We start from the raw sequence: 22485 nt of genomic DNA, 5'->3' as shown, positions 1-22485 counted from the left end.
GTGACCGCCGTCACTGACCAGGACCCCACCGAGCACACCGACCACACCACCCAGGACGCGGACCGGACGGGCCGGACCGGCGACGCGGAATCCGCGGCCGGGGGCCGGGAGGCGGAGCGCGCCGCCGCCGAGACGGAGACCGCGCGTGCGCACGACGCCGAGGGCGCGCCCGGGGAGCCGGTGCGGGGCGCGTGGCTGCGGCGGCGCGGGGGCGGGCGTACGCGGGACGCGGCCGACGGGGAGCGGGGCGGCGGGGAGCCGGGTCGTGGGGGGCGGGCCGGTGACGAGCGGGTTCGCGGGGAGCGGGAAGGCCGTGCGCCCGGGGCCGGGGGCGGTTCCGGTGCGGGCGGTGCCGCCGATTCCGGCTCGGGTCCGGTCCCCGGTGGCGGTGGTGGCCACGGGGACGGGGAGGGCGCCTGGGGTGACGGGCTGATCGCTCGCCGGGTGGACGAGAAGGGCGGGACGGAGCAGTACGCGGTACTGCCCGGCAGGCCCCCCGCCACGTCGGCCGCCCTGATGCCACTCGCCTACGACGGACAGCTCAGGTCCCGGCTGGACGCCCTGCGCGAACTGGTCGGCCTCTCCCGGACCCGGCTCGACGGCGACACCCTGGCCGAGGCGGGCCGGGTCCTCGACGAGGCCGCCGCGCGGCGCAGGCTCTCCGGGCAGCACACCGTCGTCGCCATCGCGGGCGCGACCGGCAGCGGCAAGTCGCAGCTGTTCAACACCCTCGCCGGCGTGACGATCTCCGAGACCGGCGTCCGCAGGCCGACCACCGCCGCGCCCATCGCGTGCAGTTGGAGCGACGGCGCCGCCAGCCTCCTGGACCGCCTCGGCATCCCCGGCCGCCTGCGCCGGCGCCCGATCCAGCACCCCGACTCCGAGGCGCCGCTGCGCGGGCTGGTCCTCATCGACCTGCCCGACCACGACTCGGCCGCCGTGCAGCACCGCGAGCAGGTGGACCGCATCCTGGACCTGGTGGACGCCGTCATCTGGGTCGTCGACCCCGAGAAGTACGCCGACGCGGTCCTGCACGAGCGCTATCTGCGGCCGATGGCGGGCCACGCGGAGGTCACCCTCGTCGTCCTCAACCAGGTCGACCGGCTGCCCGGCGAGGCCGCCGAGCAGGTCCTCGACGACCTGCGGCGCCTGCTCGACGAGGACGGCATCGCGCTCGGGGAGCACGGCGAACCCGGCGCCACCGTCCTCGCCCTGTCCGCGCTCACCGGTGAGGGCATCGGCGAACTGCGGGAGGTGCTAGGCCAGTTCGTCGCCGAGCGGCAGGCCCCGGCGCGCCGTATCGCGGCCGACGTCGACGCCGCCGCGCGCCGGCTGCGGCCCGTGTACGTCACGGGGCGGCGGACCGGCCTCAGCGAGGAGGCGCGGGAGGAGTTCTCGGACCGGCTCGCCGACGCGGTGGGCGCCACCGCGGCGGGCGACGCGGCCGAGCGCGCGTGGCTGCGCAACGCCAACCGCGCGTGCGGCACGCCCTGGCTGCGGCTGTGGCGCTGGTACCACGAGCGCCGCGAACCGGCGACGGGCCGGCTTCCGCTGCGCGTCCAGCCGGACGAGGAGGCCACCGCGCGTCAGCGTGTCGAGCAGGCGGTGCGCACGGTCTCCGAACGGGCGTCGGCCGGACTGCCGGCGCCGTGGGCGCAGGCCATGCGGGAGGCGGCGCTGCGGGGCGCGCACGGGCTGCCCGAGGCCCTGGACGAGCTGGCCGAGCGCACGGGGCTGCCGCCGGGCCGCCCGCCGCGGCCCGGCTGGTGGCCGGTGGCCGTGCTGGGCCAGGCGTGCATGACCCTGACCCAGGTGGTGGGCGGCCTGTGGCTGCTGGGCCAGATCGTCGGCTTCCTGTCGCCGAACCTGGGCGTGCCGGTGCTGCTGATGCTGACCGGCATCATCGGCGGCCCCCTCATCGAGTGGAGCTGCCGCATGGCCGCCCGCGGACCGGCCCGCCGCTACGGCCACGAGGCGGAACGGCTGCTGCGCGAGGCGGCCGCCGGGTGCGGCCGGGCCAGGGTGCTGGATCCGCTGGCGGCGGAACTGCTGCGGTACCGGGAAGTGCGGGAGCAGTACGGGCGGGTGACGGGGGTGGGGTCGGGGGCGCGGTAGGCGGTGGCACGGGGGGTGGGTCGGGGGCGCGGTAGGCAGGGGAGCGCGGCGGGCACGGGGTGCGGCGCCGGCTTCCGGGGGCGGGCGCCGGGTTCGGGGGAGGGGCGGGGGCCGTGATCCCGACCGTGGGCGGGCCGCGGCCCTCACCCTCGTGGGTGACGGAGTTCTCCACAGGCGGGTGGTGGTCCACAGCCCTCGGCGGGCCGGCTCGGACCCGGGCAGTCTGGCCGTGCGGCGGTCGCGACGAAGGCGGCCGCCGGACGCAGCCGTACGGGAGGAGCCCGTGCGGGAGGGAGGACTCGCGATGAACGAGACGATGATCTGCGCCGTGGGCAACGTGGCCACCCAGCCGGTCTTCCGGGACCTGGCGAACGGCCCGTCGGCGCGCTTCCGGCTCGCGGTCACGGCGCGCTACTGGGACCGGGATAAGAGCGCCTGGACGGACGGCCACACCAACTTCTTCACCGTGTGGGCCAATCGGCAGCTCGCCGCCAACGCGTCGGCGTCGCTCGCGGTCGGAGACCCGGTGGTCGTCCAGGGCCGGCTGAAGGTCCGCACGGACGTCCGCGACGGACAGAGCCGGACGTCGGCGGACATCGACGCCGTGGCGATCGGCCACGATCTGGCCCGCGGCACGGCCGCGTTCAGGCGCACCGGGAAGACGGAGACGACGGAGGCGGCGGCCGCCCCGCCGCGACCGGAGCCCAACTGGGAGACGCCGACGGGGGAGTCGGACGGCACGGACCGCGAACAGCAGCCGGAGCCCGCCGCAGTGGCCTGACCCGGGCCATCCGCCGGAACTGACCGAAGTAGGGCTTATCGGCCCATGTGCCCGGGCGAAACAGGGTGGATTTGTCGATAAGCCCTGCTCGCGGGGTGGGTCGGGGATAACGATTCCGATTCGGATCACCGCGGGGGTGAACATCACCCCGGGTCACGCCACGTCAGGTCCTTAGGATGCCGAACGAGCCCTGCGGGGCTGCTGATTCTGCTGGTGGGACCGTTCACCCCACGCCAACGGGTCCTGCTCGAAGGGGAATTTGGTGTTTTCTTCGCTCGCCGTACTGTCTCTGCCCGGTCGGGTCACGGCACGCACCGCCGCCGCGGTGCTCGTGTCCGCGGCCTCCGTCGCCGGTCTGGTGGCCGGTGCCGGTCCGGCCGCCGCCCAGGACACGGCGCGCGGCCAGGGCGGGGCGACGGCCACCATGGGCGGGCTCAAGACCCACGGCACCGCGGTCATCCACGGGGAGGGCGGCGACCAGGAGGTGCCGGCCGGCCTGTTCGAGATGTCCGTCGACGGCGGCGGGATGCTGCAGACGTACTGCGTCGACATCCAGAACCCGACGCAGAAGGACGCCAAGTACTACGAGACGCCGTGGAGCGGCACCTCGCTGGGCACCAACCGGGACGCGGGCCGCATCCGCTGGATCCTGGACAACTCCTACCCGCAGGTCAACGACCTCGCCGCGCTCGCGAAGAAGGCGGGCGTCCCCGGCGGGCTCACCGAGGAGGACGCGGCGGCCGGCACCCAGGTGGCCATCTGGCGCTACTCCGACCACACGGACGTCGAGGCGACCGACCCGCAGGCCGAGCGGCTCGCCGACTACCTGGAGAAGAGCGCCCGCGGCCTCGCCGAGCCCGCGGCCTCGCTCACCCTGGACCCGACCGCGGTCTCCGGCCGGCCCGGTGAGCGGATCGGCCCGGTCACCGTGCGCACCAACGCGGGCGGCGCGACCGTGACGCCTCCGGTGGACGCCACCGCCGTCGGTGTGCGGATCGTCGACAAGAGGGGCGAGCCGGTCACCGAGGTCACCGACGGCGCCCAGATCTTCTTCGACGTGCCCGAGGACGCCGAGGCGGGTACGTCGGCGCTGACCGTCCAGGCGTCGACCACCGTGCCGGTCGGCCGGGCCTTCGCCTCCGAGAGCCGCAGCCAGACCCAGATCCTGGCGGGCTCCAGCGAGTCCACAGTCGCGGCGACGGCGACGGCCACCTGGGCCGGTCAGGGACCGATACCGGCGCTGTCCGCCGAGAAGAACTGCGCCGAGGGCGGCCTGGACGTCACCGCGGCCAACACGGGCGACGAGCCGTTCACCTTCTCCCTGACGGCGGACGAGTACACCGTCGCGCCCGGTGAGACCCGCACGGTGACCGTGCCGCTGCCGGAGGACCGGCCCTACGACTTCACCGTCCGCGGCCCGGCCGGCTTCGAGCAGCGCTTCACCGGCGTCCTCGACTGCCGCACCCAGGGCGCCGCCGCGGCCGGCGACACCACCCAGACCCTCGGCGAACCGGCCCCCGCCACGGTCGTCACCCCCACGCGGAACCCCAACCTCGCCGAGACCGGCAGCTCCGGGGCCACCCCGCTGATCGGCGGCGCGGCGATCGGACTGGTGGTCATCGGGGGCGCGGTGCTGGTGTTCCTCCGGAGGAAGAGCGAGCAGTGACCGCGTAGGAAGCCGTCCGAGTCCCCGGCTGCCACGTCGGCGTGGTGCCGGGGACTTTGCTCGGTCGCTTTGACGAGACGGACCGTATCGTCTAACCTCATGGATGTCGGCTGGCGACGGAGGATCAGACTTCGCCCCGCCGCACACCCCCCGCCCCCCAGCGAAGGACTGCCCTTGCGCCCTGCCGCCCCCGTCACCACCGTGCACGCCGCCCCCGCCCGTTCCACGTCCCAGATCGCCCTCGCCGAGGTCACCAAGCGCTACGGCGACCGCGTCGTCCTGGACCGCGTCTCCCTCACCGTCCGGCCGGGCGAGAGAGTGGGCGTCGTCGGGGACAACGGCTCCGGCAAGTCCACCCTGCTGCGGCTGCTCGCCGGGCAGGAGCCGGCCGACAACGGCACCCTGACCGTGACGGCACCGGGCGGCATCGGTCATCTCGCCCAGACCCTCGACCTCCCCGGCACGGCGAGCGTCGGCGACGCCGTGGACCACGTACTGGGCGACCTGCGGGCCCTGGAACACCGCATCCGGGCCGCGGAGGCCCGGCTGGACACCGCCGGTCCGGACGCCCTGGACGCGTATGCGGCGCTGCTGGCGGAGTACGAGGCGCGCGGCGGCCGGGACGCGGACCGCCGGGTCGAGGTGACCCTGCGCCACCTGGGGGAGCGCGCGCCGCTCGACCGGGCGCGGCCGCTCTCCACCCTCTCCGGAGGGCAGCGCTCCCGGCTCGCGCTCGCCGCGACGCTGGCCTCGGCGCCCGAACTGCTCCTGCTCGACGAGCCGACCAACGACCTGGACGACGAGGCCGTCGCCTGGCTCGAAGCGCACCTGCGCCGCCACCGGGGCACGGTGATCGCGGCCACGCACGACCGGGCGTTCCTGGAGCGCGTCACCTCCACCGTGCTGGAGGTCGACCAGGACCGGCGCACGGTACGGCGCTACGGCAACGGATACGCCGGATACCTCACCGCCAAGGCGGCGGACCGGGCGCGCTGGGCATGGGAGTACGAGCAGTGGCGGGACGAGGTCGCCAGGCAGCGGGCCCTGCTGGCCTCCCACGCCGGCATGCTGGACGGGATCCCCCGGAAGGGGCCGCGGGCCTTCAGCGGCGCCGGTGCCTTCCGGGCCCGGTCGCGGTCCCACGGCGCCCAGAGCCGCATCGCCAACGCCCACGAGCGCCTTCAGCGGCTCATGGAGCACGCGGTGCCACCGCCGCCGTCCCCCCTGCGCTTCGCCGCCCGCGTCGAAGGCGCGCCGGTCACGGAGGAGCGGGCGGAGGCCGGCCACCCCAACGGGATCCGGCTGGACGGGGTCCTGGTCGAAGGCCGCCTCTCCGTCCCGCACTTGAGGCTCGACCCCGGGGAGCGGCTGCTCGTCACCGGGCCCAACGGCGCCGGCAAGAGCACCCTGCTCCAGGTGCTGGCAGGGGAGCTGGCGCCCGGGGCCGGTTCGGTGCGCCGGCCGGGGCGGGTCGGGCACCTGCGTCAGCAGTGCGCCCCGGAGTCGGCCTTCGACGGCCGCACGCTCCTCGCGGCCTACGCCGCCGGACGCCCGGGCCACCCGGACGACCACGCCGACCCGCTGCTCGCGCTGGGGCTGTTCCGCGCCGAGGACCTGTCCGTCCGCGTGCGCGACCTGTCGGCGGGACAGCGCCGCAAGCTGGAACTGGCCCGCCTGGTGACCTGCGGCCCCCTCGACCTGCTCCTCCTCGACGAACCGACGAACCACCTGTCGCCGTCGCTGACGGAGGAGATCGAGGCGGCCCTCGCCCACTACACCGGCACGCTCGTGGTCGTCAGCCACGACCGACTCCTGCGCGAGCGCTTCCGCGGCCGGCGCCTGGCCTTGTCGGCGACCGGTCGCTGACGGGGCCGCCAAGGGGGACGGGCTGCCGTGCGGCCGGGAGGGTGGCGGGACGGCGCCTGCCCCGCACCGTCCGCCGCCGCACTGACCGCGGGGTTCTCAGTCCCCCGACCCGACGATCGCGGTGACGCGGATCTCGACGCGCATGGCGGCGAGGCCGAGGACCGTGACGCCGCTCTCCGTCCAGATCGGCGCGCGCCCGCCGAGGCGGCGGCGGAACTGCTCGGCCATGACCCTGTTGTGGTCGTCGCCGATGACGTCGTCGCCCGGTGCGACCTTGTGGTACGAGTTCACGTGGATGACGTCCTTCCAGGTGGCGCCGACCGTGTTGAGCGTGCGCTCCACGTTGTCGAAGGCCTGGATGATCTCCTGCTCCAGTGACTCGGGGATGACGAGATCGTCGTCCACCCCGCCCTGACCGGAGATCTCGACCCGGTCGCCGACGCGGACGGCACCGCTGTAGCCGAGGGCCGCGTGCAGCTTCTCGCCGAAGCCCGGGGTGACGCCGAAAGTGACGGTGCTCATGATGTGCTCCCTCTTCCTGACCGCAGGGCGTGTTTTCAGTCGGATGACTTCACGCGTAAAGTGAGCGTAGCGCGCGATGACTTCAAGCGCAAAGTCATCGCGGATGCGGCCGGCGGGGCGGCAGGCCCCGGAACGACAGCGGAGGGCACATGAGCGGCACGGGTGAGCACAAGGGCGACGAGGAGCCGCGGTGGCTCGACGAGCAGGAGAAGGCGGCGTGGACGGGGTTGATCTCCCTCGTCCTGCTGCTGCCCGGCAAACTGGAGTCACCGCTGCGCCAGGAACACGGCCTCACCCTGTTCGAGTACCTCGTGCTCAGCCACCTCTCCGAGGCCCCGCGGCGCACACTGCGCATGGGCGAGCTGGCCTTCCTCGCCAGCGGTTCGCTCTCGCGCCTGTCCAACGTCGTCAAACGCTGCGAGCAGCGCGGCTGGATCGCCCGCACCCCCGACCCGGCCGACGGCCGCTACACCCTCGCGGAACTCACCGACGCCGGCTTCGAGGCCGTCCACCTGGCGGCCCCCACCCACCTCCGCTCCGTACGCCGCACCGTCCTCGACGCCCTCAACACCGCCGACCAGAAGGCCCTGGCCCGCATCGCGGAGAAACTCCGCATCGTGCCGGACGACTTCGGATGACCGACACCCACCGGGAAACCCCAGGTCAGCGCCCCCGCCCGGAACGCGTTTCCTCCCAGCGGTGGCGGTGCGGCAAGATGGGGTGTATCTGCCCACTGCCTGATTAAGCTGCCGGACGGTTTCTCTTGGCTGAGTTCATTTACACCATGCGCAAGGCGCGTAAAGCGCACGGCGACAAGGTGATCCTCGACGATGTCACCCTGAGCTTCCTGCCGGGGGCGAAGATCGGTGTTGTCGGTCCGAACGGTGCCGGTAAGTCGACCGTTCTGAAGATCATGGCGGGGCTGGAGCAGCCGTCCAACGGTGACGCCTTCCTGTCGCCGGGCTACACGGTCGGCATCCTCCTGCAGGAGCCCCCGCTGAGCGAGGACAAGAACGTCCTGGAGAACGTCCAGGAGGGTGTCGCCGAGGTCAAGGGCAAGCTCGACCGGTTCAACGAGATCGCCGAGCAGATGGCGACCGACTACTCGGACGCGCTGCTGGAGGAGATGGGCAAGCTCCAGGAGGAGCTGGACCACGCCAACGCGTGGGACCTCGACGCCCAGCTGGAGCAGGCGATGGACGCGCTGGGCTGCCCGCCCGGCGACTGGCCGGTGTCCAACCTCTCCGGTGGTGAGAAGCGCCGCGTCGCGCTCTGCAAGCTGCTCCTGGAGGCGCCCGACCTGCTGCTCCTCGACGAGCCCACCAACCACCTCGACGCCGAGTCGGTGAACTGGCTGGAGCAGCACCTCGCCAAGTACGAGGGCACCGTCGTGGCCGTGACCCACGACCGGTACTTCCTGGACAACGTCGCGGGCTGGATCTGCGAGGTCGACCGCGGCCGGCTGCACGGCTACGAGGGCAACTACTCCAAGTACCTGGAGACCAAGCAGACCCGCCTCAAGGTCGAGGGCCAGAAGGACGCCAAGCGCGCCAAGCGGCTCAAGGACGAGCTGGAGTGGGTGCGGTCCAACGCCAAGGGGCGCCAGGCCAAGTCCAAGGCGCGCCTCGCGCGGTACGAGGAGATGGCCGCCGAGGCCGACAAGATGCGGAAGCTGGACTTCGAGGAGATCCAGATCCCGCCGGGCCCGCGCCTGGGCAACGTCGTCGTCGAGGTCAACAACCTCAGCAAGGCCTTCGGGGAGAAGGTCCTCATCGACGATCTGTCGTTCACGCTGCCGCGCAACGGGATCGTCGGGGTCATCGGGCCCAACGGAGCCGGCAAGACCACCCTGTTCAAGATGATCCAGGGCTTCGAGGAGCCGGACTCCGGGCAGATCAAGGTCGGCGAGACCGTCAAGATCTCCTACGTCGACCAGAGCCGCGAGAACATCGACCCCAAGAAGACGCTGTGGGCCGTCGTCTCCGACGAGCTGGACTACATCAACGTCGGCCAGGTCGAGATGCCGAGCCGCGCCTACGTCTCCGCCTTCGGCTTCAAGGGCCCGGACCAGCAGAAGCCGGCCGGGGTGCTCTCGGGCGGTGAGCGCAACCGCCTCAACCTCGCCCTCACCCTCAAGCAGGGCGGCAACCTGCTGCTCCTCGACGAGCCGACCAACGACCTCGACGTCGAGACCCTCAGCAGCCTCGAGAACGCCCTGCTGGAGTTCCCCGGGTGCGCCGTGGTCGTCTCCCACGACCGGTGGTTCCTGGACCGGGTCGCCACGCACATCCTCGCCTACGAGGGCGAGTCCAAGTGGTTCTGGTTCGAGGGCAACTTCGAGTCGTACGAGAAGAACAAGATCGAGCGGCTCGGCGCCGACGCCGCGCGTCCGCACCGTGCGACCTACAAGAAGCTGACCCGGGGCTGATCGATCTTGCGGCACATCTACCGCTGCCCACTGCGCTGGGCGGACATGGACGCGTACGGCCACGTCAACAACGTGGTCTTCCTCCGCTACCTGGAGGAGGCCCGTATCGACTTCCTGTTCCGCCCGGAGAAGGACTTCCAGCAGGGGTCTGTGGTGGCGCGCCACGAGATCGACTACAAGCGGCAGCTCGTCCACCGGCACCACCCGGTCGACATCGAGCTCTGGGTCACGGAGATAAGGGCGGCGTCCTTCACGATCACCTACGAGGTCAAGGACGGCGACGTGGTCTACGTCCGCGCCTCGACGGTGATCGTGCCGTTCGACTTCCAGACCCAGCGGCCCCGCCGCATCACCGCGGAGGAACGGGAGTTCCTGCGCGAGTACACGGACGAAAAGGAGGAGGCCGTCGCCGCATGACGGTGCTCCACCTGGCAGACGAGGGGGAGGCCGCGGATCTCGCGGCCTTCCTCTCCCGGCTGCTCCACTACGACCGTTCGGCCGCCGTCCGGCTCCAGGCGGCCGGCACGGCCCTCGCGGTCTTCGGCCGCCCTCCCTCCTTCGAGGTGCTGGCCGTACGCGCGGTGCGGCTCGCCAAGCCGTACGAGAACGGGCTCGACGTCACGCTGGACGTGACCGTCTCCGCCGGTGAGCTGCTGGAGGCGGTCGACGAGCAGCCCGCCACCGCCGGAGTGCCCGGCGCGGTGACCGGGCCGCCGTGGGCCGGGGTGCTGCCCCCGCGCGGCGGCTGGCGGCCCCAGCCCGGACTGCCCGCCCCGGACGCCCTGCGCGCGCTGGTCGCCGCCGCGGTCGCCGAGTTCCGTTCCCGCACGGGGGAGTTGGCGGCGGAGCAGCGCACCCGGGCCGAACTGGACCGCATCGGGCGGGAGATATGGTCCCGGACGGTCGGTGACACCGGGCTCCCGGTACGGGCCGTGCACGCGGCACAGTCCCTCGGGTTCCTGCGGCCCGGGGCGCGGTCCGCGCAGGACGCGCCGGTCCTGTTCTCCTCGGGCCCCTGGCTCCGGCTCCGTACGCCCTACGGGTCCGTCGCGCTGCGCCGGGCGGGCACCGGCGCCCTCGGCCTCAGCGTGCGCTGAGCCATCTCCGCCGTCTTCCGGGGCGGCTCAGTCGTGGCCGTTGTCGTCCGGGCGTACGGCGATGTGGTCGGTCTCCAGTTCCAGGGCGACGCGGTCGCGCATGCCGAGGGCCGCGGTGTAGTCGGCGGGCAGCTGGAGCCGTCCGGCGCGGTCGAGCATGGCGTACTCGCGGGCCACCACCGTCTCGCGGCCGGTCGCCGCGTCCACCTCGCTGCGGCGCAGGACCTCCGTGGAGGTGCGGCCGTCGCGGATGGCGACCGTGCGGCGGACCTCGCCCGCCACCGCCTGGTCGTGGGTGACGATCACGATGGTGGTACCCAGCCGCTCGTTCGCGGTGCGGAACGCGGCGAAGATCTGTTCCGCCGTGTGGGAGTCCAGCTCGCCCGTGGGCTCGTCGGCCAGCAGCACCGCGGGCGCGCCCGCGAGCGCCACGGCGATGGCCACGCGCTGCTGCTGCCCTCCCGACATCTCCCGCGGACGCCGGTCGTGGCAGTCGGCGACGTCCAGCAACTCCAGCAGTTCCAGGACCCGTTCGCCACGCGCCCGCCGTCCGGGCCGGCTCCGGGCGCCCGTCAGCTGGAGGGGCAGCGCGACGTTCTGGGCCGCCGTCAGGTACGGCAGGAGGTTGCGGGAGGTCTGCTGCCAGACGAAGCCGACGACCTCGCGGCGGTAGGCCAGGCGGTCCTTCGCGGTCATCGTGAGCAGGTCGCGGCCCGCCACCCGGGCCGCCCCGGCGGTGGGGGTGTCCAGGCCGGCCAGGATGTTCATCAGCGTGGACTTGCCGCTGCCGGAGGCGCCGACCAGGGCCATCAACTCGCCCTCGCGGACCAGCAGGTCGAGGCCCTGGAGCGCCTGGACCTCCACCCCGTCCGCGCTGAAGATCCGGACCAGGCGGTCGCAGGTGATCAGGGCGTCGTGGCCGTAGGCGGGCCGGTCGCGGGAGGCGGTGGCGCGGTCGGCCAGGTCGGCGAGGGTCGGGTTCGTCGTCATCGTGCCTCCAGCGCGGATACGGGTCGTCCATGGGCGCCGCCGATGCGGAGGATCGCGCGGGCGGCGATCGGCGTCTCGGCGGTGTGCGCCGTGCCGACCGCCCTCACCCCGCGTCCCCCGCCCGCAGTTCCGCCACCGACCCCCGGCGGCCCGACCACCACGCCTGCACGCCGGCCACCCCCACCGCCACCACCAGCACCGCGAGCGCGGGCAGGGCCAGTGACCAGGGGTCGGTGCGCAGTTCGGCGCGGCCCGCCGGGGACGCCGCGCCCGCCAGGGCGATCGTGGTCAGGTCGAGGCCGGGCGCGAGCAGGCGGATCGCCGCCCAGCCGGTCAGGACGCCGCCCGCGGCCGCCAGCACCGCCTGCGGGAGGGACTCCAGGACCAGCAGACGGCGGCCCTGGGACCGGGTGAGGCCCATGGTGCGCAGCCGGGCGAGCAGGGCGGCGCGTTCCGGGGCGGCGCGCAGCAGCGACAGCAGCAGGGCGAGGACGGCGTATCCGGTGCCCGCGGCGACGGCACCGGCGTAGACGCGTTCGGCGCCCGACTGCAGGGGCGAGTCGACGTACCGGTGCCGCTCCTCGGACCGGAGCAGCACGGCGCCCGGCCCGGCACCGGCGTCGTCGCCCGCCGCACGGCGCAGCGCGCCCGCGTCCAGACGGTCGCCGGAGAGCAGCAGCACGGACGGGCGGGCCGCCTCGGCGGAGAGCCCGGAGCGGTCCACGACGAGGAAGTCGTCGCCGGAGACGGCGGGGGTGGTGTCGCGGACCAGGGCGATCCGGACCGTGACGGAGGTGCCGTCCTCCAGGCGGGTGCGGAACGGCCCGGTGCCGAAGCGCTCGGCGACGGCCGGTGAGGCCAGCGCCGGCAGCGGCTGCCCGGAACCGCCGCGCCGCAGCCCGTCCGCTTCGAACGCGCCCAGGCCGGTCCGTGCGGCGAGCCCCGCGTAGGCGGCCGGGTCCACGCCCGCCAGCGGCAGGGTCTGGCGGCCGTCGGGTCCCTTGGCCTGGTAGGCCAGGCCCACCTCGACGACCTCTCGCACCCCCGGGACGCGGCGCACGCGGTCGGTCAGGGCGGCCGGGAGCGGCCCGGTCTCCTCGATCCGGGCGTCGGCGCCGACCGTGAGCAGCGCCGCCCGGTCGCGGGCGTCCGTCACCCCGGCGAGGACCGAGCCGCCGAACGCGGCCGTGGTCAGCGCGGTCAGCAGGGCGAGCAGCGGCAGCACCGCCGAGACCGAGGTGCGGCCCGCGCGGGCCAGCGCCAGGTGCCCCACCGCGCCGCGCAGCCGTCCCGCCGGGCGGGCGAGGCGGCGCAGGGGCAGCGGGTACAGGCGTACGAGGAGCAGCGCGGCGATCACTCCGACCAGTACCGGTGCCGCGGACACCAGGTCGCCGCCGGTGCCGGACGCGCCGCGCCGGCGCAGGGTCTCGACCGCGCCGAGCGCGAGGACGAGGGCGGTGAGTTCGGCGACCGTACGGCGCCGGGACGGCCGGGCGGAGGCGACGTCGCGCCGGGCGCCGTGGACCCCCACGGCGCGGTGCGCGACGGCCGCGCGCAGGGGCAGCGCCGCGCAGGCCACGGCGGTGACCGCGGCGGCCGCCCCCAGGGCCGGTCCGAGCCGGGCGCCGGGCAGGGCGAGCAGCGCGGCGGCGAGCCCGAGGGCGCCGGCCGGCAGCGCGACCACGGCGGTCTCGGCGAGCAGCCGCCCGGCGACGCCCAGCAGGGACGCTCCGCGGGCGCGGAGCAGGGCGAGTTCGGCGCGGCGGCGGTCGGCGGCCAGGCCGCCCGCCATCAGCAGCACGACCCCCGCGACCGTGCCGGCGCCGGTGGCGGCCACCGCGACCAGCGGGCCGATGCCCGAGCGCAGCCCCTCGAAGGCGACGGCCGTCTCGTCCAGGTCGGTGCCGACGTCCGCGAGCGGATCGACCTCCGCGCGCATCTCGCGCAGGCCCGGCCCGGACTCCAGCGCGGCGACCGCCGAGACCAGCCGGTCCACGTCGTGGGCGTGCAGCGCGCCGGTGTCGGGGGCCAGCTGCCAGTAGCGGACGGGCATCCCCGACGTGCCGAGGAGCGCGGGGCCGGCGTCCGGGGCCAGCAGCAGCGCGCCCAGCCAGTACTGCTCGCGGTCCGCGCCCGGCGGCCCCGGCACCCGCGTCAGCGACGGCTCGCGCAGCACGGGCTGGGTGGACCAGTAGGCGCCGTCGGGGTCCCGCGGGATGAGGACGCCCGTGATCCGGATGGTGAGCGGGCTGCCTCCGACGCGGGGCACGTGCAGCACCGAGCCCACCTCGATGCGCAGGCGGCCGGCGGTTTCGGTGGTCACCGCCGCCTCCAGCGCGCCCGTCCTCGCCGTCACCGGGGCGCCGGCGACCCGCGGCAGGCGCCCGGAGCCGACCCGGGCGTGGTCGCCGAGACCGTGCTGCGCGGCGAAGTGGAACTGCGGCGGTATGCCGCTCGGCATCGGCAGCCAGGGCTCCGGCACCGTCACGCCCTCGGTGGTGCGCACCCCGTACGTCGACTGCTCGCGGTCGACGGCGAGCGGCGCCCGGCGGTCCGCGGCCGCGACGGCCCCGGCGTACCGCACGGCGAGCGGGTCCGGACGCAGCGCCTCCTCCCGTTCCCCCGGTGAGAGGCCGAAGTCGGGCTGCGGGGCGGTCACCAGCACACTCGTCCGGTCGGGACGCGCCAGCGCCAGCGCCCGGTCCAGGCCGGCGTCCGCGTACCGGTCCAGGGCCCTCGGGAAGGCGGCGGCCAGACACGCGGTCAGCGCGACCAGCACCGCGAGGGCCCAGGCCGCACCGGGCGCCGCCCGGAGCCGGGTGCGGACCCGGAGAGCGCTCACCGGTCTCACCGCGCCTCACCTTCCGTTCCCGTTCCGCCGACGCCCGCGGGTGCTCCCGGCGGGGCGCTCGCGCGGGCGGGGGTCCCCGCCGGGCAACCGTGGGTCATCGCGCCTCGCCCCCCTGTTCGCGCAGTGCCGGCGCGGGATCGGCGCGGCGCAGCGCGAGGGCCGCCGTGACCAGGAGCGGGGTGACGGCGACGCCGGCCAGCAGGAGCGCGACCCGGCCCGCGGGCAGGGCCACCAGGACGTCCGGCACCGGGTGGGCGGCCTGCGGGGTGAGCACGATCAGGGGGATCACCGCCCGGGTCAGTACCGCGCCGAGGGCCGTACCCACCAGCAGGGCCAGGAGCAGCAGCACGCCCTGCTCGACGGCGACCGCGCGGGCCAGCCGGCGGCGCGGGGCGCCCAGGGCGCGCAGGATCGCGAACTCGGCGCCGCGTTCCCGCAGCGACCCCGTCGCGCTCACCGCGAACCCGACGGCGGCGAGCGCCGCCGCCACGCCGGCCGCCGCGGTGAAGGCCGCCTCCGGCCCGGCGCCGAACGGGTCGTCGCGCAGCTCCTCGGCCACCTCGTCGCGCACGACGACCTGCGCGGGTTCGAGGTCCGGGAAGGCCCGCAGCGCCGCGGCGACCGCCCGCGTGGCACCCGGGTCCGGCCGCAGCCACCACTCGGTGGGCGCGAGGGCCCCGCCGTCCTCCGCCTGGAGTACCCGGTTCACGGACGGCAGGTCCAGCAGCAGGGCGCCGCCGTCCCGCGCCGCCGCCCCGGACCCGGCGGCGCCGTCCGCCTCGGGCGCCGCCTCGGGGGCGCCGGCGGTGGGCAGCGCCCGGACCGAGCGCACGATCCGCACCGGCAGGCTGTGCCCGTCCACCTGGACGTCGACACGCTGTCCGACGCGGGCGCCCGCGGAGTCCAGGTACCGGTCGGTCGCGACGGCCGTGAGCTGGGGCGGCGCGGGCTGCACGACGTCCAGGCGCAGCGTCACCGTCGACCTCGCGCCGTACAGGTCGGCCGGGACGTACCCGGTGCCGTACTCCACCGAGGGCGGTCCGGACGGGGCGAGCCGGGGCTCGGTCGGAGCGGTGTCCTCGTCCGGCGGGCCGGCCACGGCGGAGCCGCGCGCCGAGGCGGTCCAGGAGCGGGGCAGCGCCGGCCGCCGCACGGTCCCGTCGGGGGTCGTGGCGGTCAGCTCCGTCAGGGTCAGGCGGTGGCGTTGCGCGCGGCCGACCGGCTGGGCCGTGACCAGTTCCAGGCCGGTCACGGTGAGCGGGCCGCCCGGGGCGACGTCGACGCCCAGCGTGTGGCGGCGGCCGTCGGCGGGCAGCTCACCGGCCGGCAGCCGGAAGGGGATGCCGTAGCGGTCCCGCACGGTGACGGTCACCTCCGCCGGTTCCGTACCGCCCTTCCCGGCGCCGCCCGCGCCGCCCAGGGCGGCGCTCACCCCGAGCCGCACCGTCCCGGCGGGCACCCGTGCGCCCGCCGGGACGGCACCGGGCGCCGACAGCAGCTTCCCGGCGGGCACCTCGGCGAGGTCGGACCGCAGCAGCATCGTGTCCGCGGCGCGCTCCACGTCCAGCGCCAGGACCGTCGCCGTGCGGTCGGCCGACAGGGGGAGCGTGGCGCGGGCCGCGGGGGCCACCTCCCGTACGCCCTCGACCCGGCCGTAGGTGTCGGTGCGGCCGGGGCCCACCGTGCCGGTGGCCTGCACCCGCACCGCCGCCCCCGCGCGGAAGTCCGCCTGATCGCCCTGCGAGCGCTCCCAGGAGGCGCCCTGCCCGATCGCGAGCATGCCGAGCGCCACCGCGAGGACCAGCAGCAGCACCGGGCCCGCGCCCCGCATGGGCCGGCGGCCGAGCTGCCAGCCCGCCAGCGCCGAGGTCAGTCCCCGGCCGCCGGCCGCCCGCCGTTCGGCGAGCCGCGCCACCGGCGGCAGCAGCCGCAGCGTCAGCACCGTCCCGGCCAGCAGCGCCAGCGCGGGCGCCGCCACCAGCAGCGGGTCGACGCCGAGGCCGCCGGCGCCGTCGCCGCTCACCGCGCCCGAGGTCTGCCCGGAGAGCTGCCAGTACGCGACGCCCGCCACCACCAGCAGCCCCACGTCGGTGCCGGCGCGCAGCGGAGCGGGCAGCGCGCGGGCGCGGCCCCCGGCGGTCAGGGACGAGGTCAGGGCGGGCAGCGTCACCACCAGCGCACACCCGAGCGCCGCCGCGCCCGACGCGAGCCACACCCCGGGGCCGCCCCAGACGGGCACCTCGATCCGCAGCCCGATCCGGTCCAGCGCCCCTCGGCCCGCCAGCAGCCGGGTCAGCGGCCCGGCGAGCAGCGGCGCCAGCAGCAGCGCCGGGACGGCCGGCAGCAGCGCCTCCAGCGCGGCCAGCGCCCCGAGCCGCGCCCGGGAGGCGCCGCGCGCCCGCAGCAGCCGGCGTTCGGCGGCGCGCTCGGCGCTCAGCAGCCGCGCCACCAGCAGCAGCGCGCACCCGGCGAGCAGCGTCAGCTGGAGCGCGACGACTAGCAGCGTCGAGCGGGAGACCAGCAGGGAGCGGTCGAGCCGGTCGAGGGTCTCGGGAAGGGAGGTGGTCGCCGCGGTGCTGCCGCTGAGGGCCGGCCGCTCGCGCAGCCACGCCATGCCGGCCCGGGCCGCCTCGCGCAGCCCGTCCGTCCGCCCGGCCGTCACCGAGGAGAAGTCGGCCGTCGCCAGCCAGCCGGAGGGCCCCGCGCTCACCCGGCCGCCGCCCAGCACGCCCGGCCCGGCGAGCAGCGGACCGTATGTCGTGAAGCCGCCCTTCTTCACACCGCGCCCGGCGAGGTCGTCCAGCCGCCAGTAGGGGTCTCCGGCGTCGGCGGGCCGGTACAGGCCGGTCACCTCCACGGTGACGTCCGGGCCGTCGAAGCGGTCGGCGAGGGTGAGCCGGGTGCCGGGCCGCACGTCCAGCCGCTCGGCCGCGGCCGCCGGCAACGCCACCTCGACGGCCCCGCCCTTCAACGCGGTGCCCTCGCGCGGCAGCCGCCCCTCGGTGACGCGCACCTGCGCCGGGTCCGGCGCCGCGAAGTACGTGAGGTCCGGGTCGTCCGAGCGCTCACCGCGCGGCCGCACCGTGCCGGGCAGGCTGTACGCGCCCGACCGCGGCAACGTGCGCACGGTGACCGGAAGCCCGCCGAAGGTGTCCCGGGCGCCCTCGCGCACGGTGCGGTCGGCCTCCTCGCGCCCTTCCTCGGCAACGTCCGCCTTGACGACCAGCGCGGTGTCCGCGGCGTTGCGGGGGTCGGCCAGGGCGTGGCGCAGGGCCGCGTCGCCGACCGCGCCGGAGTAGGCGGTCAGGGTCGCCAGGACCGCCGTCGTGAGCAGCACGGTGAGGAGGGCGGCGGCGAGCAGCAGGCGGTGGGCCCGTGCGCGCAGCAGCACGAAACCCGTGAACCCCCCGTACCCCGCCACCCGGCCCCCCGGCACCGTTGTCCAGACCTCTTGGCGATGCTGTCAGAGGACGTGTGGCGAAAGTAAGCGCCTGAGGTACGGACTTGACCGGATCGTGACCGGAATTCGACGTCGGCCGACCGGAATCCGCGCACCGCGCGGGCCATTTCTCCCGACGGACGGCGGACGGGCCGGTCAGCCCGCGGTGTTGACCATCGACGCCGCCGCGTAGGTCAGGTACTTCCAGAGGGTCTGCTCGTGCTCCTCGGAGAGTCCCAGCTCGTCGAGCGCGACCCGCATGTGCTTCAGCCAGGCGTCGTGCGCGGCCCGGTCCACGGCGAACGGCGCGTGCCGCATCCGCAGCCGCGGGTGGCCCCGGTTCTCGCTGTACGTCGTCGGCCCGCCCCAGTACTGCATGAGGAAGAGCGTGAAGCGCTCCTCAGCCGGACCCAGGTCCTCCTCCGGGTACATCGGCCGCAGGATCGGGTCCTCGGCCACCCCCTGGTAGAAACGGTGGACGAGCCGGCGGAAGGTCTCCTCCCCGCCGACCTGCTCGTAGAAGGTCTGCTCCTGAAGCGTGCCGCGCCGAATCTCATTCACGCCGTCCATGGTCTCAGACACGTGGACATAGGACTTCGGACTTAGGTCCCCCCACCCGGGCCCTTACTGTGGAGGCATGGGCGGGCACGAGGACCTGGACCGCCTCGCGGCCTCGGCGCGGGCGGAGCTGGTGCACGAGATCGAGCTGAGCGGCGCCTGGACGGCCGACCCCGTGTGGCGGGAGGCCTTCCACGCGGTCCCGCGCCACCTCTTCGTGCCGTACTACTACGTCGGCGTCCGCGGCGGTTACGAACGACGGTGGGGCGAGCACCCCGACCGCGACGCCCGGGAGCGCTGGGTGCGCGGCGCGTACGCCGACGCCCCCCTGGCGACCCGGATGCGCGACGGCGAACTGCTCTCCTCCAGCAGCCAGCCCTCGCTGATGGCGATGATGCTGGCGGAACTGCACGTGACCGACGGCGACCGGGTCCTGGAGATCGGCGCCGGCACCGGCTACAACGCCGCCCTCCTCGCCCACCGCCTGGGCGACGGCGACCTCGTCACCACCGTCGACCTGGACCCGGAGATCACCGAGTCGGCCCGCCGGCACCTGACGGCCGCGGGATACCACCCGGCCGTCGTCACCGGCGACGGCGCCCGCGGCGTGCCCGAGCGCGCGCCCTACGACCGGATCCTCGCCACCTGCGCGCTGCCCTCGATTCCGCGCGCCTGGCCGGCCCAGTGCCGCCCGGGCGGACGGATCCTGACGCCGCTCGCCACCGGCCTGGTCGTCCTCACCGTCCGCGACGCCGAGCACGCCGAGGGGCGCTTCCTGCACACGCCCGCGTACTTCGTCCCGCTGCGCGGCGCGGACGGCCGCGCGCCCGAGGCGCCGGGCTTGGGCGGAGTGCCCCGCCGGGCCCGGGAGAACGACCTGTTCCGCTTCCTGCTGGCGCTGAGCCGGGGCAGCCTCGACCCGCAGGAGGCGTACGCGCTCTGGGAGCGCGAGGACGCCCCGCGGCGCGAGCGCTTCGGCATCACGCTGCGGGGCGCGCGGGCCTGGGCGTGGCTGGACGACCCCGAGGGCCCGTACGCCTGGCCCTTCGCCTGACGGACGGGCCGCCCGCGCCGTCCCGGCTATCCCCGGCGGATCGTGATCGTCGTCCAGGCGCCCACGTGCACCCGGTCGCCGTCCTGGAGCGGCACCGGCACGAAGGGCTGGATCGGCTCCTCGCCGCCGTTGACCGTCGTGCCGTTGGTCGAGTTCTGGTCGACGACCGCCCAGCTGCCGTCGGGCTGCTGGACCAGCACCGCGTGCTGGTGCGAGACGCCCGGGTCCTCCGGCGGCACCGCCAGGTCGATGTCCGGGGTGTCGCCGGTGGAGTGCCGGCGGCGCCCGATGGTGATCTGGTTGCCGGTGAGCGTGCGCTGCTGCTCGGGCGAGTACGCGGGCAGGTTCAGCCCCGCGGCCTCGGGGCCGGAGCGGTGCATCATCGCCATGAAGTAGTCGCGGTCCGGGCCGATCGTCGCCGACCAGGTGGCGGGCTGCTGGGGCCGCTGCGGGAAGCCCTGGCCGGGCGGCGGCGGGGCCTGGGTGGCGCCGGTCTGCGGGTAGCCGTAACCGCCCTGCGGGCCGCCGGGCGGCGGGGGTGCCTGCGTGGCACCGGGCTGCGGGAAGCCGTAGCCGCCCTGCGGCGCGCCGGGTCCGCCGGGACCGGCCGACGACGGCGGGGAGAGCACCCAGTCGTCGTCACCGCCGCCGAAGGAGGGGCCGCCCTGCTGCGGTCGGCCGGTCTCCTGCGGGAAGCCCTGTCCGGGCGGGGGCGGGGCCTGCGTGGCGCCGGTCTGCGGGAAGCCGTAGCCGCCCTGCGGCGCACCCGGACCGCCGGGACCGCCGGGACCGCCGGGACCGGGCGGCGGCGGAACCGGCCGGGACGGGTCGCCGGGGAACGGAGGCGGGGAAGGGGGACCGGAGGGGCCGCCCTGGCCCCCGGGGCCGTTGGGGCCACCGGGGCCACCGGGGCCACCGGGATTCCCGGGGCCGCCCGGACCGCCGGGGCCGCCGAAGCCGCCCGGGCCACCGGGGCCCTGAGGTCCGTTGGGACCGCCCTGGCCGCCGAAACCGCCGGGTCCGTTGGGGCCGCCCTGGCCACCGAAGCCGCCGGGTCCACCGGGGCCACCAGGAGCGTTGGGTCCCGGACCACCGTGCCCACCTGGACCGCCGGGCCCAGCCGGGCCACCGGGACCACCGGGCCCGAACGGACCCGAGGGAGCATTGGGGCCGCCGTGACCACCGGGACCGCCGGCCGGTCCTCCGGGACCGCCGGGTCCACCCGCGGGACCGCCCGGCCCACCCGGACCGGTCGGGGCACCGGGTCCGCCCGGACCGCCCCGGCCCGACGGGTCGCCGCCGAAGGGCGGACCCGGGGGGATCGGTTCGGCGGGGCGGTTCATCTGGGACGGGCGCGAGCCCTGGTAGCCGTACGCGTCACCACCGCCGTACGACGGACCCCCCGGCGGCTGCTGGAAGGGCGCCGGGCCGCCGGAGGCCGGCGGGCGCGGGGCGGCGGGGGTGTACGAGGTGGCCGTGTTGGTGAGGAAGTTCCACCGGCACTCCTCGCAGAAGGGCGCGCCGCCCTCCCGGGGCGTGCGGCACTGCGGGCACAGCTGCGGCTCGCCGCCGGGGCCGCCCGGGCCGGCCGGCGGCGGGAAGCCGTAGCCGCCGCCGGGGGCCGGTGGCGGCGGAGGGGGCGGCACGGCACCGGCCATGCGGTGACCGCAGACCTCGCACCAGTCGTCGGAACCCGACTGGTGTCCGTTCGGGCAGGTCGGCATGTCGGGGCTTCCCTCTCTTGCGGGCGTGTCGCGCGGATGGTCCCGCGTCACTTCTTCACACGAACAGTCTTGGTCGACCGGGTCTCGAGTGTCATCTCGTCGGCCTCTTCGACCTTCGCTTTCAGTCGCACAGTACCCGCCGCCGCGTCCACCACGTCCACCACCTTCGCAAGCAGTTTCGCCGTATCACCGTTTCCGGAGACCCCCGCGAGCTGAACCGCGCGGCCCAGTTTGGCCGTTGCTCCGTCGATGTCTCCCGCTTTGCGCAGATCCAGCCCCTGCTGGATGACTTGGGCCAGTTCGGCCTGCCCCGTGTAGTGGGCGACCTGCGGGTTGATGGACGTCGAGGCGGCCATGTCGTCCGTCCACACGGCCCGTACGAGACCCTGCGCGCCGAGGTTCTGGACACTGCCGTCAGGCTCCGGGATGACCAGCGAGACGCGGGCCGCCAGCATCTCCCGGCCCAGCTCCGCGGCCGGAACCTCGACGCAGACGTGGTAGTCGCGGGACTCGTCGCCCCAGGAACCGGTGGGGTAGTCCCCGGCCCGCGGACCCGCCTCGGTGCGCCGGCCGGTCAGCTCCTCGACCGTGGGCGCGACCTGCTTGACGAACTTCACGGTGGTGCCGACCGGGGTCCACAGGCGCAGCGCGACGTCCGCGACCTCCTTGCCCATGGCCGTCTCCATCATCCGCGTGAAGTCGGCGGCCAGACCCGCCGGATCGGCGACGATGTCGGCCGTGCCGAGCAGCGCGGAGGCTATCGCTGTGACTTCTTTCACTTCCCAGTCGGTGCCCACGCCCCGGGCGTCACAGGTGAACCGGCCGGCACACGAGTCGAGCGCCGCCCTCAGGTCCTCCGGCGACTCGTGCTCGTTGCGGCCGTCGGTGAGCAGGATGCCGTGCCGGATGGCGACGTCCGCGGTGGCCAGCAGCCGGTCGGCCAGCCGCAGCCAGGTGCCGATGGCGGTGCCGCCGCCCGCGCTGAGCCTGCGCAGCGCCTGCTTGGCCTGCTCCCGGGTGGCCGCGCCGGCCACCGCGAGGCGGCCGCCGCCGGGATAGACCTCCTTGGCCACGTGGGTGCCGCCGACCACCGCGAAGTGCACGCCGTCGCGCAGGGTGTCGATCGCGGCGGCCGTCGCGTCGCGGGCGTTGCGCATCTTGGTCGGCGGGTAGTCCATCGAGCCCGAGCAGTCGACCAGCAGCGCCACGGCCGCCGACGGGCCCTGGCCGGGCGAGTACAGGTGGGGCGCGGCGACCGCGCTCCCGACCGTGCCGCCGCCGGTCGCGGTGACCGTCACGATGGCGTTGACCTCGCGGCCGCCCTCGGGCAGGTACTCGTTCTGGTAGACGTCCACCGCGAACTGCGGCACGTTCGACTTCGAGAAATTGGCCAT

16 protein-coding genes are annotated in these 22485 nt (G+C 75.4%); 9 read left to right on the top strand and 7 right to left on the bottom strand.

Annotated elements, in window-relative coordinates:
* The 4 genes from IE108_RS10505 (at position 1) to abc-f (ending at position 6428) form a co-directional block, all read left to right on the top strand.
* Positions 1-2115, top strand: coding sequence for a YfjP family GTPase (locus IE108_RS10505; protein WP_064727924.1), 2115 nt, complete (start codon positions 1-3; stop codon positions 2113-2115).
* Between the two features lie 304 nt (positions 2116-2419).
* A complete protein-coding gene (locus IE108_RS10500; protein ID WP_064727923.1) occupies positions 2420-2896 on the top strand; it encodes a single-stranded DNA-binding protein in 477 nt (158 codons plus the stop codon).
* A gap of 262 nt (positions 2897-3158) precedes the next feature.
* Entirely contained in the window at positions 3159-4562 is a 1404-nt protein-coding gene (locus IE108_RS10495) for a Cys-Gln thioester bond-forming surface protein (protein WP_064727922.1), read from the top strand.
* A gap of 168 nt (positions 4563-4730) precedes the next feature.
* Positions 4731-6428 carry a ribosomal protection-like ABC-F family protein gene (abc-f, locus tag IE108_RS10490; protein ID WP_373296960.1) on the top strand — a complete coding sequence of 566 codons (1698 nt, stop codon included), beginning with the start codon at positions 4731-4733 and terminating at the stop codon, positions 6426-6428.
* Positions 6429-6524: 96 nt separating this feature from the next.
* Here abc-f and IE108_RS10485 read toward each other — a convergent pair whose 3' ends face one another.
* Positions 6525-6950, bottom strand: coding sequence for a Rid family hydrolase (locus IE108_RS10485; RefSeq protein WP_064727921.1), 426 nt, complete (start codon positions 6948-6950; stop codon positions 6525-6527).
* Between the two features lie 149 nt (positions 6951-7099).
* Here IE108_RS10485 and IE108_RS10480 point away from each other — a divergent pair, with 149 nt between their 5' ends.
* The 4 genes from IE108_RS10480 to IE108_RS10465 all read left to right on the top strand — a co-directional run bounded on the left by IE108_RS10480 (position 7100) and on the right by IE108_RS10465 (position 10475).
* Positions 7100-7588 (top strand): MarR family winged helix-turn-helix transcriptional regulator, encoded by a 489-nt coding sequence (locus IE108_RS10480; protein ID WP_064727920.1) that lies wholly within the window; start codon positions 7100-7102, stop codon positions 7586-7588.
* A gap of 125 nt (positions 7589-7713) precedes the next feature.
* Positions 7714-9378, top strand: coding sequence for an energy-dependent translational throttle protein EttA (gene ettA / locus IE108_RS10475; protein ID WP_064727919.1), 1665 nt, complete (start codon positions 7714-7716; stop codon positions 9376-9378).
* Between the two features lie 6 nt (positions 9379-9384).
* Positions 9385-9795, top strand: a complete 411-nt coding sequence (locus IE108_RS10470) for an acyl-CoA thioesterase (RefSeq protein WP_064727918.1) — start codon at positions 9385-9387, stop codon at positions 9793-9795.
* Positions 9792-10475 carry a DUF8185 domain-containing protein gene (locus IE108_RS10465; RefSeq protein ID WP_064727917.1) on the top strand — a complete coding sequence of 228 codons (684 nt, stop codon included), beginning with the start codon at positions 9792-9794 and terminating at the stop codon, positions 10473-10475. The genes IE108_RS10470 and IE108_RS10465 overlap by 4 nt, the downstream gene beginning before the upstream one ends.
* Before the next feature lie 27 nt (positions 10476-10502).
* Here the strand turns inward: IE108_RS10465 and IE108_RS10460 are convergent, their stop codons facing one another.
* The 4 genes from IE108_RS10460 to IE108_RS10445 form a co-directional block, all read right to left on the bottom strand.
* Complete coding sequence (locus IE108_RS10460) at positions 10503-11465, bottom strand: ABC transporter ATP-binding protein (protein WP_064727916.1); 963 nt, start codon at positions 11463-11465, stop codon at positions 10503-10505.
* A 103-nt stretch (positions 11466-11568) separates the two neighbouring features.
* Positions 11569-14307: an FtsX-like permease family protein gene (locus IE108_RS10455; protein ID WP_107420155.1), complete on the bottom strand. Its 2739-nt coding sequence runs from the start codon at positions 14305-14307 to the stop codon at positions 11569-11571.
* 103 nt (positions 14308-14410) lie between these two features.
* On the bottom strand, positions 14411-17707 hold the full coding sequence (locus IE108_RS10450) for an FtsX-like permease family protein (protein WP_189397613.1): 3297 nt from the start codon (positions 17705-17707) through the stop codon (positions 14411-14413).
* Positions 17708-17911: 204 nt separating this feature from the next.
* Positions 17912-18325 (bottom strand): globin, encoded by a 414-nt coding sequence (locus IE108_RS10445; protein WP_064727913.1) that lies wholly within the window; start codon positions 18323-18325, stop codon positions 17912-17914.
* A 67-nt stretch (positions 18326-18392) separates the two neighbouring features.
* On the opposite strand from IE108_RS10445, the gene IE108_RS10440 reads away from it, so the two are divergent.
* Positions 18393-19367, top strand: coding sequence for a methyltransferase domain-containing protein (locus IE108_RS10440; protein ID WP_064727912.1), 975 nt, complete (start codon positions 18393-18395; stop codon positions 19365-19367).
* A gap of 26 nt (positions 19368-19393) precedes the next feature.
* Here the strand turns inward: IE108_RS10440 and IE108_RS10435 are convergent, their stop codons facing one another.
* Complete coding sequence (locus tag IE108_RS10435; protein WP_064727911.1) at positions 19394-21091, bottom strand: FHA domain-containing protein; 1698 nt, start codon at positions 21089-21091, stop codon at positions 19394-19396.
* Positions 21092-21138: 47 nt separating this feature from the next.
* Entirely contained in the window at positions 21139-22485 is a 1347-nt protein-coding gene (locus IE108_RS10430) for a vWA domain-containing protein (protein WP_064727910.1), read from the bottom strand.

The organism is Streptomyces parvulus (assembly GCF_014648855.1).
In the GTDB taxonomy this organism is placed as follows: Bacteria; Actinomycetota; Actinomycetes; order Streptomycetales; family Streptomycetaceae; genus Streptomyces; species Streptomyces parvulus.
The sequence above is the reverse complement of the archived record's forward strand: the minus strand, read 5'-3'. Positions and strand labels throughout refer to the sequence as shown.

Coding starts and splice junctions, on each gene's coding strand:
- IE108_RS10500 (WP_064727923.1), top strand. CDS start 2,420: ATGAACGAGACGATGATCTGCGCCGTGGGCAACGTGGCCACCCAGCCG.
- IE108_RS10485 (WP_064727921.1), bottom strand. CDS start 6,950: ATGAGCACCGTCACTTTCGGCGTCACCCCGGGCTTCGGCGAGAAGCTG.
- IE108_RS10480 (WP_064727920.1), top strand. CDS start 7,100: ATGAGCGGCACGGGTGAGCACAAGGGCGACGAGGAGCCGCGGTGGCTC.
- IE108_RS10465 (WP_064727917.1), top strand. CDS start 9,792: ATGACGGTGCTCCACCTGGCAGACGAGGGGGAGGCCGCGGATCTCGCG.
- IE108_RS10460 (WP_064727916.1), bottom strand. CDS start 11,465: ATGACGACGAACCCGACCCTCGCCGACCTGGCCGACCGCGCCACCGCC.
- IE108_RS10445 (WP_064727913.1), bottom strand. CDS start 18,325: ATGGACGGCGTGAATGAGATTCGGCGCGGCACGCTTCAGGAGCAGACC.
- IE108_RS10440 (WP_064727912.1), top strand. CDS start 18,393: ATGGGCGGGCACGAGGACCTGGACCGCCTCGCGGCCTCGGCGCGGGCG.
- IE108_RS10435 (WP_064727911.1), bottom strand. CDS start 21,091: ATGCCGACCTGCCCGAACGGACACCAGTCGGGTTCCGACGACTGGTGC.
- IE108_RS10430 (WP_064727910.1), bottom strand. CDS start 22,485: ATGGCCAATTTCTCGAAGTCGAACGTGCCGCAGTTCGCGGTGGACGTC.